We start from the raw sequence: 13,237 nt of genomic DNA on the forward strand, positions 1-13,237 counted from the left end.
GCCCGCGGCCGCCGCTGGCCCCGTGACCTTCGCGCCGCCGACCTTCGCGCCGCAGGGTCAGGAGCGCTCTTGCGCCGCCAGGTGCGCGAGCACCGCCTGCCACATCACGTCGACGGGCGCCTGCCGGCCGGTCATGAGCCGCACCTGCTCGACGGCCTGGTGCACGAGCATGGGCAGCCCGCCGAAGGCGTGGGCGCCGGCGGCCGTGGCCCAGCGGCCCAACGGCGTCGGCCAGCCGCCGTAGACGACGTCCATGAGGTGGCGCCCGTTGAGCATCCCCGCGGGCGCGGGGTCCAGACCGAGGTCGGTGCCGGTCGGCAGCGTGCTGACCGTGATCTCCGCGCTCGCCATGAGCGCCGCGAGCGAGCCGCGGGCCAGGCCCGGCTCCTCGCTGACCGCCACGCCGCGGCGCCGGGCCAGCTCGACGGTCTCCGGGCGGGCCGACTCGCGCACGACGAAGACGATCTCGCGCACCGACAGCCGGGCCAGGGCGTCGACGACGCTGCGGGCCGTGGCCCCGGAGCCGAGCACGACCGCGCGCCGCGGCGGGGTGCCGTTCTCGCCGACGCCGCCGGAGGCGAGGGCCTCGAGGGCCCCGTAGGCGTCGGTGCTCTCGGCGATCCAGCCCCGGTCGGTGCGCACGAGGGTGTTGGCGGCACCGATCTCGCGGGCGTGCCCGGACGCGGCGATCGACAGGGCGAGCGCCTCCTCCTTCAGCGGCATCGTCACGGAGAACCCGAGCCACTCCGGCCCGCGGGAGGCGAGGAACTCGCGCAGCCCCGGCTCACCCTCCCCGCCGACGGCGAACCGGTCGTACCCCCACTCGTGCAGGCCGAGGCGCTCGTAGGCGCTGCGGTGCAGCACCGGCGACAGCGAGTGCTCGATCGGCGATCCGAGCACCGCGGCCCGGCACGTGATGTCGCGGGGGCGCGGTACGACCGGGCCCCAGGTCAGGCCGGAGCCGGGTTCGCTCGGCGCAGGCCGGGACGGGGGCAGGGATGCGGGTGTCATGGGCATGGGGGGCGTCGTTCGTTCGGGGAGCCCCGCTCGTTGCGGGCGCGTGCACCCGACAGACTACGCAGGCCGCGCCGGTGGGCAGTGACCGCGTCTCAACACTTGCCGGGGTTCGCCTGGCACCACTGCTGGAACACCCGGACCTGCTGGTTGTGCTCGGCGAGCGTGGCGGTGAACACGGTCTGGCCGGTGTCGGGGTTGACCGTGACGAAGTACAGCCAGTTGCCGTCCGCGGGGTTCTGCGCGGCGGTGATCGAGTCGGCTCCGGGGTTGTTGATCGGGCCGGGCGGCAGGCCGGGGTGAGCGTAGGTGTTGTACGGGCTGCCCGCGGCGCGCTCCTGATCGCTGGTCGTGATCGAGCGTCGCTGCGCCGCGTAGTTGACCGTCGAGTCCATCTGCAGCGGCATGTTGTCGGCGAGGCGGTTCTCGATGACGCGGGCGACCTTCGGGCGGTCCTCGTCGGTGCGGGCTTCACCCTCGACGAGGCTGGCGATCGTCATGACGCGTTCCATGTTCGCGTCGGCGACGCCGAGTTGGCGCAGCTGCGTCATCGCGTGCGAGACCATCTGGCGCAGCTGGGTGCGGGCGTCGGTGCCCGGGTCGAAGTCGTATGTGGCCGGGAACAGGTAGCCCTCCAACGCGCCCTTGGCCGAACTCGGGAGCCCGAGGATCGAGGGGTCGGCCTTGGCCTGCTCCTCGACCTGCTGGTACTGCTCGACCGGCGTGCCCGTGACCCGCGACAGCTCGTTGTACACCTCGCTCTTCCACAGACCTTCGCGGATCGTCACGCGGGTGACGTTGCGGCCCTCGTTGCGCATCATCGACAGGGCCTCGGACGCCGCCATCTCCTTGCGCAGCGAGTAGTGCCCGGGCTGGATCTCGTCACCCGGGTTGTCCGTGAGGGCCTGCGTGAACGCCTCGGGCGTCAGCACGATCCCGGCCTGCTGCAGCTTCTGCCCGATCTGGGAGCCGGTGTCGCCCTCGGAGACGACGACCTCCGCGGAGCCGGTGCCGGCCCCCTCGTAGTCGGTCGGCGCCGTGAACCGCTGGACGACGGGCCACACGACGCCCACGGCGACGACGAGGCCACCGATAAGCAGGGCCGCCGCGATCGCCAGCACGATGATGCGTCGCCGCCCTCCCCCGGGCCCGCCGTCGCCGCCGTCGTGACGTGCGCCGGCTGCGCCAGCTGCGTCGTCGTGGCCGTAGCGGTCGTCATTGTCGTGGTGCTCGTCGTACTCGTCACGCTCGTCGTAGCCGTGGTAACCGTCGTCGGGATCGCCCACATAGCCCGGGTCCTGCTCGTCGTAGTCGGCGTAGCGGTCGTCCTCGTGGGCGCGCAGGTGTTCGCGGGACTCGCGTCCGTGCGCATCGTCCGCGCCGGCAGAGCCGGGTTCGTCCCACGCGTCAGGGGCGTCGGCGTCCCACTCTCCCCGCGCGCCCGAACCACCGGAACCGGCCGGGCGTTCGTTGCTCATCGAGGCGCTCCTTTGACTCCCTTGGCGTGACGCGGCTTGCGGCCGCCGACGACCTCGCCCGGCAGACGACCGGAGGCGCGTTCGAGGTCCAAAGCCGTCTGCAGGATGGTCACTGCGGCCACCTGATCGACGACTTCACGCTGTCGACGCCCGGGGCGCCCGCTCGCGCGCAACGCCCGGTGTGCTTCGACAGTACTCAACCGTTCGTCGAAAAGCCTTACAGCGACAGGTCGGACGCGCCGAGACAATTTCACGGCGAAGGCCCGCGCGGCCTGCGCAGACGCCCCTTCGGCGCCCGAGAGACCGCGCGGCAGCCCGACGATCACCTCGACCGCCCGGTGCTCCTGCACAAGGGCGTGGAGGGCCTCGATCGGGCCGTCACCGCCGTCACCGCCGCCGTCACCGCCGCCGCCGTCTGAGGCGGGCAGGCTGGCGACCGGGGTGGCCAGCAGACCGTCGGGGTCGCTCATGGCGACCCCGACGCGCACGCTACCGACGTCGACCCCGACGCGGACGCCCGGGCGCACCTAGCCTGCCGCTCCCGTCAGCGCCCCGAGACGCGTCTCGATCTCGTTGAGCGCGTCCGGGATTCGAACCGCATCGGTGCCGCCGCCCTGGGCCAGGTCGGGCTTGCCGCCACCACCGCCGCCGAGCACCCCGGCGGCCGCCTTGACGAGGTCGCCGGCGCGCACCCCGGCGTCGCGGGCAGAACCGTTGGTCGCCACGACGATCGAGGGCCGGCCCTTGGCCACGCCCGTGACCGCGACGACCGCGGGCCCGGCCTCGCCGAGCCGCGAACGCACGTCGAGGACGAGGCGGCGCAGGTCGTCACCGCCGACCTCCCCGGCGTCGGCCGTGACGAGGCGGGTGCCGCCGACCTGGCGCGCGGAGTCGGCGAGGGCCGCGGCGCCGGCGAGCACCTGGGCCGCCTTGATCGCCGCGATCTCGCGCTCGGCGTCACGCAACCGGGTGACGAGCGACTCGACGCGCCCGGCGAGTTCGTCGGGGCGCGCCTTGAGGGCGTCGGCGAGCTGGGAGACGATGAGCGACTCGTTCGTCAGGTGCTGGTAGGCGTCGAGCCCGACGAGCGCCTCGACGCGGCGCACCCCGGAGCCGATCGAGCTCTCCCCGAGCAGCTTGACGATGCCCAGCTGCCCGGCGTGCTGGGCGTGGGTGCCACCGCACAGCTCCTTGGACCACTCGCCGATCGAGACGACCCGAACCTCTTGGCCGTACTTCTCACCGAACATTGCCAGCGCCCCGGATTCGAGCGCCGACTTCTTGTCCATGACCTGCGCGCCGACCGGCAGGTCGTCGATGAGCACCTGGTTGATGTGCTCTTCGATCTGCGCGAACACGCTCGGCGGCACCGGCTTGCTCCAGCTGAAGTCGAACCGCAGCCGCCCCGGAGAGTTCAGCGAACCCGCCTGCGTGGCGGTCGAACTCAACGCGTCGCGCAGCGCCTGGTGCAGCACGTGGGTCGCGGTGTGGCTGCGGGAGACCGACCGGCGGCGGTCGACGTCGATGCTCGCCTCAGCCTCCTGCCCGACGCCGATCTCGCCGGAGACGACCCGCCCCTTGTGCACGACGAGACCGGTGATGGGCTTTTGCACGTCGTCGACCTCGACGAGGCCGCCGCCGACGCGGATGAGCCCGCGGTCGGCCAGCTGCCCACCGGCCTCCGCGTAGAACGGGGTCGAGTCGAGCACGACCTCGATCTCGTCGCCCTCGCGCGCGCCCGAGGCGCTCTGCCCGCCGACGAGCATGCCCGCGACCCGCCCGGACCCGGCGACGTCGGTGTAGCCGGTGAAATCGACCGGGGCGCCGAGCGCGTCGGCCAACTCGCGGTACAGGTGGGTGTCGGTGTGCCCCTGCTTCTTGACCTTCGCGTCGGCCTTGGCACGGTCGCGCTGGGCGGCCATGAGTTCGCGGAACCCGGCCTCGTCGACCGTGAGCCCCTGCTCGGAGGCCATCTCGAGGGTGAGGTCGATGGGAAAGCCGTAGGTGTCGTGCAGCGCGAACGCGTCGGAGCCCTTCAACGTGCTCTGCCCGGACGACTTGGCGCGGGCGACCGCGGTGTCGAGGATCGTCGTGCCCGCCGCAAGCGTGCGCCGGAACGCGTCCTCCTCGGCGTAGGCGACCTGGCTGATCCGCGACCAGTCGCGGCGCAGCTCCGGGTAGGAGCGCGACATGCGCTCCAGGCTCACCGGCAGCAGCTCGGGCAGGCACGGGTCGTCGTAGCCGAGCAGACGCATCGAGCGCACCGCGCGGCGCAGCATGCGACGCAGCACGTAGCCGCGGCCCTCGTTGCCGGGGGTCACCCCGTCTCCGATGAGCATGAGGCCGCTGCGCACGTGGTCGGCGACGACCCGCAGCCGGATGTCGTCGGGGTGGGAGTCGTGCGCGTTCTGCCCGCCGGAGGCCCCGTAGCGCTTGCCGGCCAGCTCGGCGGCCCGGTCGAGCACCGGGTAGACCTCGTCGATCTCGTACATGTTGTCGACGCCCTGCAGGATGCTCGCGATGCGCTCCAGGCCCATGCCGGTGTCGATGTTCTTGTGCGGCAGGCCGCCGAGGATGTCGAAGTCGGTCTTGGAGCGCACGGCGCTCAGCTCGTGCTGCATGAACACGAGGTTCCAGATCTCCATGAACCGGTCTTCGTCGACGGCCGGACCGCCCTCGGGCCCGTACTCCGGGCCGCGGTCGACGTAGATCTCGCTGCACGGACCGCCGGGGCCGGGCACGCCCATCGACCAGTAGTTGTCGGCGCTGCCGCGGCGCACGATGCGGTCGCGGGTCACGGACGTCTGCTGCACCCACAGGTCGGCGGCCTCGTCGTCGTCCTCGTAGACCGTCACCCAGATCTTGTCGGGGTCCAGGCCGTAGCCGCCGCGCCCCTGCGAGGTCGTCAGCAGCTCCCAGGCGAACTCGATGGCCCCGGCCTTGAAGTAGTCGCCGAAGCTGAAGTTGCCGTTCATCTGGAAGAACGTGCCGTGCCGGGAGGTCTTGCCGACCTCCTCGATGTCTTGGGTGCGCACGCACTTCTGCACCGACGTGGCGCGGTTGAAGGGCGGGGTCTCCTGCCCGAGGAAGTACGGCTTGAAGGGCACCATGCCGGCGTTGACGAACAGCAGGTTCGGGTCGTCGTACAGCAGCGGGGCGCTCGGTACGACCGTGTGCCCCTTGCTCTCGAAGAAGCTCAGCCAGCGGCGCCTGATCTCGGCGGTTTCCATGGGTACGCGGTTCCTTTGCCTGCTCGTGTGGTGCCCGGGAGGCGGTGGCCCGCCGCGGCGCGGCGAGGCGGAAGGCACAGAGGTCCAGTATGACGCCTGCGCCGCACCGGTCTCGACGGGGTTTCTGCGCCCCCACGCACCCCCGGCACGCCCCGTCCATCCCCAATGGGTTACCGACGGGTAAACGACCGAGCTAACGACACGGCTCCGCGGGTGTCAACAGAATGTGTTGCGCGCCACCCGAACCGGGCGGAAAAGGACACGAGGACGTCACAATCACGCGTCAACAGCGGATGCACCGCTAGTTGCTGTCTACCGTTGCGCGCACCGCCTGCGGTGTCGGTGAGCCGGCACGAGGTGTTGTCACGGGCCCGGAGACCCCGGGCCGATCCGACCGTCCGTCCCGTGGGGCGCGGACCCATGGAGGAGGCATCCATGCGAGCAAGAACACGTGCATCGGTCGTCGCGGGCCTGTCCGCCGGCGCCCTGCTGCTGGCCGGCTGCGGGGGTGGCGGCGGCGACGCCGGCTCCAGTGCGACGGGCGGTGGCGGCGGAGCCGGCGGCGACATCGTCGTGCGTGGGTGCCAGCCGCAGAACCCGCTCATCGGCGGCGACACCGGCGAGAGCTGCGGGCACGACATCGTCGAGCTGTTCGCCGCGACGCTGTTCCGGTACAACCCCGACACCGGCGAGCCTCAGCCGGACATCGCCCAGTCGGTCGAGACCAGCGACAACCAGAACTTCACGGTGAAGATCAAGCCGGGGTACAAGTTCCAGGACGGCACCGAAGTCAAGGCGAAGAACTTTGTCGACGCCTGGAACTACACCGCGAACTCCAAGAACTCCCAGTACCTCAGCTACTTCATGGAGCCCATCGAGGGCTTCAAGGACGTTCAGTCCGAAGACCCGGACGGGGCGGACGGCCCGCAGACCGCGCCGGCGCCGAAGGCCGACACGATGTCGGGCCTGCAGGTCGTCGACGACCACACGTTCACGATCAAGACCTCGGAGCCGGTCTCCAACCTGCCCGTGCGCCTGGGCTACACCGCGTTCGCCCCGCAGCCCGACGCCTTCTTCGCCGACCCGGCCGGCTTCGCCAACAAGCCGATCGGCGCCGGCCCCTACCAGGTGACGAACTACACCCAGGGCCAGCAGGCCGTGCTGCAGAAGTTCGACGGCTACTCCGGCCAGTTCGCGGGCCAGGTCAACCAGATCACGTTCCGCATCTACCAGGACGTGGGCGCGGCCTACAACGACCTGCTCGCCGGCAACCTCGACGTGCTCGACGAGATGCCTGCCAACGCCCTCGTCGGCAAGAAGTACCAGTCCGACCTGCCGGACCGGTGGGCCGAGAAGCCGTTCGCCGCGATCCAGACCGTCACGTTCGCCCCCGACAATGTCTCCCCGAACTACGCCGACCCGCGCCTGCGACAGGCGATCTCGATGGCGATCAACCGTCAGCAGATCATCGACGACCAGTTCGACGGCGCGCGCGTGCCCGCCACCGGCTGGGTGTCACCGGGTGTGCAGGGCTACGTCGAGGGCGCGTGCGGCGAGAACTGCACGTACAACCCGACGAAGGCCAAGGAACTGCTCCAGCAGGCCGGCGGCTTCTCCGGCAAGCTGACGATCTCCTACAACGCCGACGCCGACCACCAGGCGTGGGTCACCGCCACCTGCAACTCGATCCGTACCGCGCTCGGCGTCGACTGTGTGGCCACCCCGGTCACCGACTTCGCGACGTTCCGCGACCGCATCGGCAAGCAGGAGATGCAGGGCATGTTCCGCTCCGGCTGGATCGCCGACTACCCGCACATCGAGAGCTTCCTCACCGCGGTGTACAGCACCGGTGGCTCCAGCAACGACGGCAAGTACTCGAACCCGCAGTTCGACGCCAAGCTCGCCGACGCCGCCAAGGCCGAGGGTGCCGCCTCCGACACGGCCTACCAGGAGGCGGAGAAGATGCTCGCCGCCGGCATGCCGTCGATCCCCATGTGGTACTACACGGCCCAGATCGGCTGGTCCGAGAAGGTCAGCAACGTCAAGGTCAACTGGCAGGGTCGTCCCGACCTGCTCTCTGTCACCGCTCAGTGACGCCGTAGCCGTCGTCGCGCCCGCCCGGGGGTCATCCCCCCGGCGGGCGCGCGGCGGCCTCATTCGTTTCGACCGGCCTCACCGAGTCGGTCTTCCCCTCCTTGAGGAGATGAGGAGCCATGGGCACGTATGTGCTTCGGCGGCTGTTGCAGATGATCCCGGTGGTGCTGGGTGCCACCTTCCTCATCTACGCGATGGTCTTCGAACTGCCCGGCGACCCGTCGGCCGGCAAGTGCGGAGACCGCGCCTGCCCGCCGGCCGTTGTCGCGGAGATCCGACAGCAGTACAACCTCGACGACCCCCTGCCGGTCGCCTACGGCAAGTACCTGGGCCAGCTGGCCCAGGGTGACCTCGGCGAGAACACCTACGGGGTTCCGGTCGCCGAGGAGCTCGGCCGGCGCTACCAGATCACGGGCAAGCTGGCCCTGATGGCGCTCGTCATCGAGGCCGTCATCGGCATCGCCGCGGGCGTGCTCGCCGCGATCCGCAAAGGCTCGTTCCTCGATCAACTCGTGCTACTCAGCACGCTGGTCGTCATCTCGGTGCCGGTCTTCGTCATCGGCATGCTCGCCCAGTTCTATCTCGGCGTGCGCTGGGGCTGGTTCCCGGTGACGGTGACGACCCGAAATCCGTCGATGTACCAGCTGTTGCTCCCGGCCTTCGTGCTCGCCTCGCTGTCGCTGGCCTACGTGGCCCGGCTGACCCGCACCAATCTCGCCGAGAACCTGCGCGCCGACTACGTGCGCACCGCCAAGGCGAAGGGCCTCTCGCAGGGCCGGGCCATCGGGTTGCACGCGCTGCGCAACTCGATGATCCCCGTCATCACGTTCATCGGGTACGACTTCGGCGCGCTGCTGGGCGGGGCCATCGTCACCGAACGCATCTTCAACATCCAGGGCGTCGGCGGCTACATCTTCCAAAGCATCAACCTGCGCGACGGCTTCGCGGTCGTCGGCGCCGTCACCGCCCTGGTGATCGTCTACCTCGTCGTCAACCTCATCGTCGACCTGCTGTACGGCGTCCTGGACCCGAGGATCAGCCATGACTGACATCGACCGCTCCCCCGAGTCCGACCGCGCCGAGGCCGGAAGCGCCGCGACCGCGGCCGGCGCCACCGAAGACTCCACCAAGCCCGCCGCCGAGCAGCGCACCCGGTCGCTGCACGCCGACGCGTGGCGCGAGCTGCGCAGCAAGCCCCTGTTCTGGATCTCGGCAGCCCTCATCACGGTCTTCGTCGTCATGGCCGCGTTCCCGCAGCTGTTCACGCAGACCGACCCGCGGGAGACGTTCGGGGTGCGCCTCGAGCCGAGCTCCGCGCACTGGTTCGGCACCGACGGGCAGGGCTACGACATCTACTCGCGCACGATCAACGGCGCGCGGGCCTCGATCCTCGTCGGCCTGTTCACGACGATCTTCACCACGCTCATCGGCGGCGCCGTCGGCATCCTCGCGGCCTACCGCGGCGGGTGGGTCGACACGCTGGTCTCCCGGCTCACCGACGTCTTCTTCGCGATCCCGTTGCTGCTCGGCGGCATCCTGTTCATGAGCGCCTTCCCCAGCGACCAGAGCACGCCGTACCTGCTGGTCGTCTTCAAGGTGGTCGCCGCGCTGACGATCCTCGGCTGGCCGAGCCTGGCCCGGCTTATGCGCAGCTCGGTGCTGCAGGTGCTGCCGAACGACTACATCCAGGCGGCGCGGGCGCTGGGAGCCAGCCCGTGGCGGATCGTGCGCTCGCACATCCTGCCGAACTCGCTGGCTCCGGTGCTCGTCGTCTCGACGATCAACCTCGGCGTGTTCATCGTCGTCGAGGCCACGCTGAGCTTCCTCGGCATCGGGCTCGTGCCGCCCGCGGTCTCGTGGGGCGTGATGATCAACGAGGGGCTGGACTTCCTGCGGGTGTACCCGCACATCCTGTTCTTCCCCAGCGTGTTCCTCAGCCTGTGCGTGCTCGCGTTCATCATGCTCGGCGACGCGGCCCGCGACGCCTTCGACCCCAAGTCGCGATGAGGAGTCAGTCATGACGTCGACACCGACGAAGGGCGCCTCCCGCGCCTCCCACGCCACCCGCGGCGAGCAGGACGAGGAGTTTCGGCCCGGCCCGGACGGGCTGCTGCTCGACGTGGCCGACCTGCACGTCGAGTTCCACACCCGCGACGGGGTGGCGCACGCCATCAACGGCGTGAACCTGCAGCTGCACGAGGGCGAGACGCTTGCGCTGCTCGGTGAATCGGGCTCCGGCAAGTCCGTCACCGCGCAGGCGATCATGGGCATCCTCGACATGCCGCCGGCGAAGATCCCGCGGGGCCGCATCAGCTACTGCGGCCGCGACCTGCTGGCCATGCCGGAGAAGCAGCGGCGGCACATCCGCGGCCCGCACATCTCGATGATCTTCCAGGACGCGCTGTCGTCGCTGAACCCGGTGTTCCCGGTGGGCTGGCAGATCGCGGAGATGTTCCGGGTGCACCGCGGCATGAACCGCTCCGACGCCTACGACGAGGCCGTGCGGCTCATGGAGCAGGTGCGGATTCCCGCGGCGCGCGAGCGGGTCAAGGCGTTTCCGCACCAGTTCTCCGGCGGCATGCGCCAGCGCATCATGATCGCGATGTCGATCGCGCTCGACCCGGCGGTGCTCATCGCCGACGAGCCGACGACGGCCCTCGACGTCACCGTGCAGGCCCAGATCATGAACCTGCTGCAGGAGCTGCAGGCCGAGCGGTCGATGGGGCTCATCCTCATCACGCACGACCTCGGGGTCGTCGCCGACGTCGCCGACCGGATCGCCGTCATGTACGCCGGCCGGATCATGGAGACGGCACCGGTGCTCGACCTGTACCGGCAGCCGGCGCACGCCTACACCCGCGGCCTCATCGACTCGATCCCGCGGCTGGACCAGAAGGGCCAGGAGCTGTACGCGATCGGCGGGCTGCCGCCGAACCTCATGAACATCCCGGCCGGCTGCGAGTTCAACCCGCGCTGCCGGTTCGCGCAGGACGTGTGCCGGCGCGAGCGCCCGCAGCTGGAGGAGGTGGCCCCGGGCCGGCTGACCGCCTGCCACTTCTGGCGTGAGGTCATGGCGGAGGCCGAGACGACCGGTGCGTCCGGATCCGACGAAGGGGGCGTGCGATGAGCACGGCGACGACGACCACCTCGGCGAGCCGTTCGACGGGCGGCGACGTCATCATCGAGGCGAAGGACCTCGTCAAGCACTACCCGATCAAGGGCGGCGTGCTGCGCCGCACCGTCGGGCACGTCAAGGCCGTCGACGGCGTCAGCTTCGAGCTGCGCCGCGGCGAGACCCTCGGGATCGTCGGCGAATCCGGGTGCGGCAAGTCGACGCTGGGCCGGCTGCTGATGCGGCTGGAGGATCCGACGAGCGGCACGGTGACGTTCGACGGGCTCGAGATGTACGACCAGTCGGGGTCGGCGATGCGCAAGCTGCGCCGCGACATCCAGATCGTCTTCCAGGACCCGTACACCTCGCTGAACCCCCGCAAGACCGTCGGCGACATCGTCGGGGAGCCCTTCGACATCCACCCCGACGCGGTGCCGAAGCGGGGCCGGCGCGCGGCCGTGCAGGAGCTGCTCGACCTCGTCGGGCTCAACCCCGAGCACATCAACCGCTACCCGCACCAGTTCTCCGGCGGGCAGCGCCAGCGGATCGGGATCGCCCGCGGCATCGCGCTGCGGCCCAAGGTGCTCGTGTGCGACGAGCCGGTGTCGGCGCTGGACGTGTCGGTGCAGGCGCAGGTCGTCAACCTCATGGAGGAACTGCAGGACCAGCTCGGCCTGTCGTACGTGTTCATCGCGCACGACCTGTCGGTGGTGCGGCACATCTCCGACCGGGTCGCGGTGATGTACCTCGGCAAGATCGTCGAGTTCGGCACCGAGGACGAGATCTACGAGCGCCCGACCCACCCGTACACGCAGGCGCTGCTGTCGGCGGTGCCGGTGCCGGACCCGACGGTGCGCGGCAAGCGCGAGCAGATCGTGCTGCACGGCGACGTGCCCTCGCCCGCCAACCCGCCGACGGGATGCCGCTTCCACACCCGCTGCTGGAAGGCGCAGGAAGAGTGCCGCACCACGGAGCCGGGGCTCGTCGACCGTGCCGACGGCACCGCCGAGCACCGCTCCGCCTGCCACTTCGCCAGCGTGCGTGAGGTGCTCGCGGATATTCAGCCTGGCGATCGTCCGGTCGACGAGCAGGACTTCCGGCCGCCGGCCTGAGGGCTTGCGGGCAGTGGGTCGGAGCGCGCGCGGTGTCGCGCGTTCCGACCCACTGTCTGCGTGCGGTCGCGCTAGGAGAGTTCCTCCGTGAGCAGCTGGGCGGCGAGCTCTTCCCGGTTGCGGGAGTAGTCGACCGGGATGTCGACGAGGCTTGGGCCCGGCTCCGCGAGGGCGGTGCGCAGCACGTCGGCGAGCTGGTCGCGGGAGGTGACGCGGTGCCCGTTGGCGCCGAAGCTGCGGGCGTAGCCGACGACGTCGTAGTCGCCCAGTTGCACGCCGGCGGTGCGGCCGTACTTCATGTCCTGCTGGAAGGCGACCATGTCGTAGGTGCCGTCGTTGAAGACGATGTGGGTGAGGTTGGCCCCGATGCGCACCGCGGTCTGCAGCTCCATGGCGGAGAAGAGGAAGCCACCGTCTCCGGAGACCGAGACGACCTGGCGCTCCGGGTGCACGAGGGTGGCGGAGATGGCCCACGGCAGGGCGACGCCGAGGGTCTGCTGGCCGTTGGAGAACAGCAGGGTGCGCGGCTCGTAGGTGCGGAAGTGCCGGGCCATGTAGATGTAGTGCGAGCCGACGTCGCAGGCCACGACGGCGTCGTCGGGCAGCACCTCGCGCAGGGTGAGGCACACCTGGGCGGGGTGCAGGCCGGCGGAGTCGTCGTGCTCGGGCAGGCTCTGACCCTTCTCGAGGCGGGCCCGTTGCGCGGCGACGAGTGCGGCGCCGGCCTCGGGCAGGCGCAGGCCGTCGAGCCGGTCGGCGAGGGCCTCGATGGTGGTCGTGATGTCGCCGCGCAGCTCGAGGGCGGGGCGGTAGCGGTCGTCGACGTCGACCTCGGCCTCGTCGATGGCGACGATCGTGCGGGAGTCGTCGGTGTTCCACAGCCGCGGGTCGTACTCGACGGCGTCGTAACCGATGGCGAGCACGACGTCGGCCTGATGCAGCAGCACGTCGCCGGGCTGGTTGCGGAACAGCCCGACGCGTCCGAGAAAGTGGTGCTCCAGCTCGCGGGAGACGGCGCCGGCGGCCTGGAAGGTCTCGACGACCGGCAGGTCGGTGCGGTGCAGCAAGCCGCGCAGGGCGGCGACGCCGGCGTTGCAGGCGGCGCGGGTGCCGGCGAGGATCACCGGCAGCTTCGCGGACCGCAGGATCTCGGCGGCCTCGTCGAGGGCGGGCGCCGGGGCCGAGCGGCGGCGGCAG

10 protein-coding genes are annotated in these 13,237 nt (G+C 70.7%); 5 read left to right on the forward strand and 5 right to left on the reverse strand.

Annotated features, from left to right (window positions below; all coding sequences use genetic code 11):
• Positions 1 to 57: 57 nt before the first annotated feature.
• The 4 genes from PINTE_RS10690 to alaS form a co-directional block, all read right to left on the reverse strand.
• Positions 58 to 1,017: a shikimate dehydrogenase gene (locus PINTE_RS10690; protein ID WP_245642902.1), complete on the reverse strand. Its 960-nt coding sequence runs from the start codon at positions 1,015 to 1,017 to the stop codon at positions 58 to 60.
• A gap of 92 nt (positions 1,018 to 1,109) precedes the next feature.
• Positions 1,110 to 2,492 carry an endolytic transglycosylase MltG gene (mltG, locus tag PINTE_RS10695; protein ID WP_068429982.1) on the reverse strand — a complete coding sequence of 461 codons (1,383 nt, stop codon included), beginning with the start codon at positions 2,490 to 2,492 and terminating at the stop codon, positions 1,110 to 1,112.
• Entirely contained in the window at positions 2,489 to 2,962 is a 474-nt protein-coding gene (gene ruvX / locus PINTE_RS21930) for a Holliday junction resolvase RuvX (RefSeq protein ID WP_245642903.1), read from the reverse strand. The genes mltG and ruvX overlap by 4 nt, the downstream gene beginning before the upstream one ends.
• Positions 2,963 to 3,019: 57 nt before the next feature.
• Positions 3,020 to 5,722: an alanine--tRNA ligase gene (gene alaS, locus PINTE_RS10705; RefSeq protein ID WP_068429987.1), complete on the reverse strand. Its 2,703-nt coding sequence runs from the start codon at positions 5,720 to 5,722 to the stop codon at positions 3,020 to 3,022.
• 435 nt (positions 5,723 to 6,157) lie between these two features.
• On the opposite strand from alaS, the gene PINTE_RS10710 reads away from it, so the two are divergent.
• From PINTE_RS10710 to PINTE_RS10730, 5 genes are all read left to right on the forward strand, one after another.
• Positions 6,158 to 7,816, forward strand: coding sequence for a peptide ABC transporter substrate-binding protein (locus tag PINTE_RS10710; RefSeq protein WP_068429989.1), 1,659 nt, complete (start codon positions 6,158 to 6,160; stop codon positions 7,814 to 7,816).
• A gap of 119 nt (positions 7,817 to 7,935) precedes the next feature.
• Positions 7,936 to 8,865 (forward strand): ABC transporter permease, encoded by a 930-nt coding sequence (locus tag PINTE_RS10715; RefSeq protein WP_068429992.1) that lies wholly within the window; start codon positions 7,936 to 7,938, stop codon positions 8,863 to 8,865.
• A complete protein-coding gene (locus PINTE_RS10720; protein ID WP_084343473.1) occupies positions 8,858 to 9,823 on the forward strand; it encodes an ABC transporter permease in 966 nt (321 codons plus the stop codon). The genes PINTE_RS10715 and PINTE_RS10720 overlap by 8 nt, the downstream gene beginning before the upstream one ends.
• A 10-nt stretch (positions 9,824 to 9,833) precedes the next feature.
• Positions 9,834 to 10,943 (forward strand): ABC transporter ATP-binding protein, encoded by a 1,110-nt coding sequence (locus PINTE_RS10725; protein WP_084343474.1) that lies wholly within the window; start codon positions 9,834 to 9,836, stop codon positions 10,941 to 10,943.
• On the forward strand, positions 10,940 to 12,040 hold the full coding sequence (locus PINTE_RS10730) for an ABC transporter ATP-binding protein (protein WP_068429997.1): 1,101 nt from the start codon (positions 10,940 to 10,942) through the stop codon (positions 12,038 to 12,040). The genes PINTE_RS10725 and PINTE_RS10730 overlap by 4 nt, the downstream gene beginning before the upstream one ends.
• Before the next feature lie 71 nt (positions 12,041 to 12,111).
• On the opposite strand, the gene alsS is transcribed toward PINTE_RS10730, so the two are convergent.
• A partial coding sequence (gene alsS, locus PINTE_RS10735) for an acetolactate synthase AlsS (RefSeq protein ID WP_068430000.1) occupies positions 12,112 to 13,237 on the reverse strand: 1,126 nt, incomplete at its 5' end.

The sequence above is a fragment of the Piscicoccus intestinalis NBRC 104926 genome, from assembly GCF_001515525.1.
In the GTDB taxonomy this organism is placed as follows: Bacteria; Actinomycetota; Actinomycetes; order Actinomycetales; family Dermatophilaceae; genus Kineosphaera; species Kineosphaera intestinalis.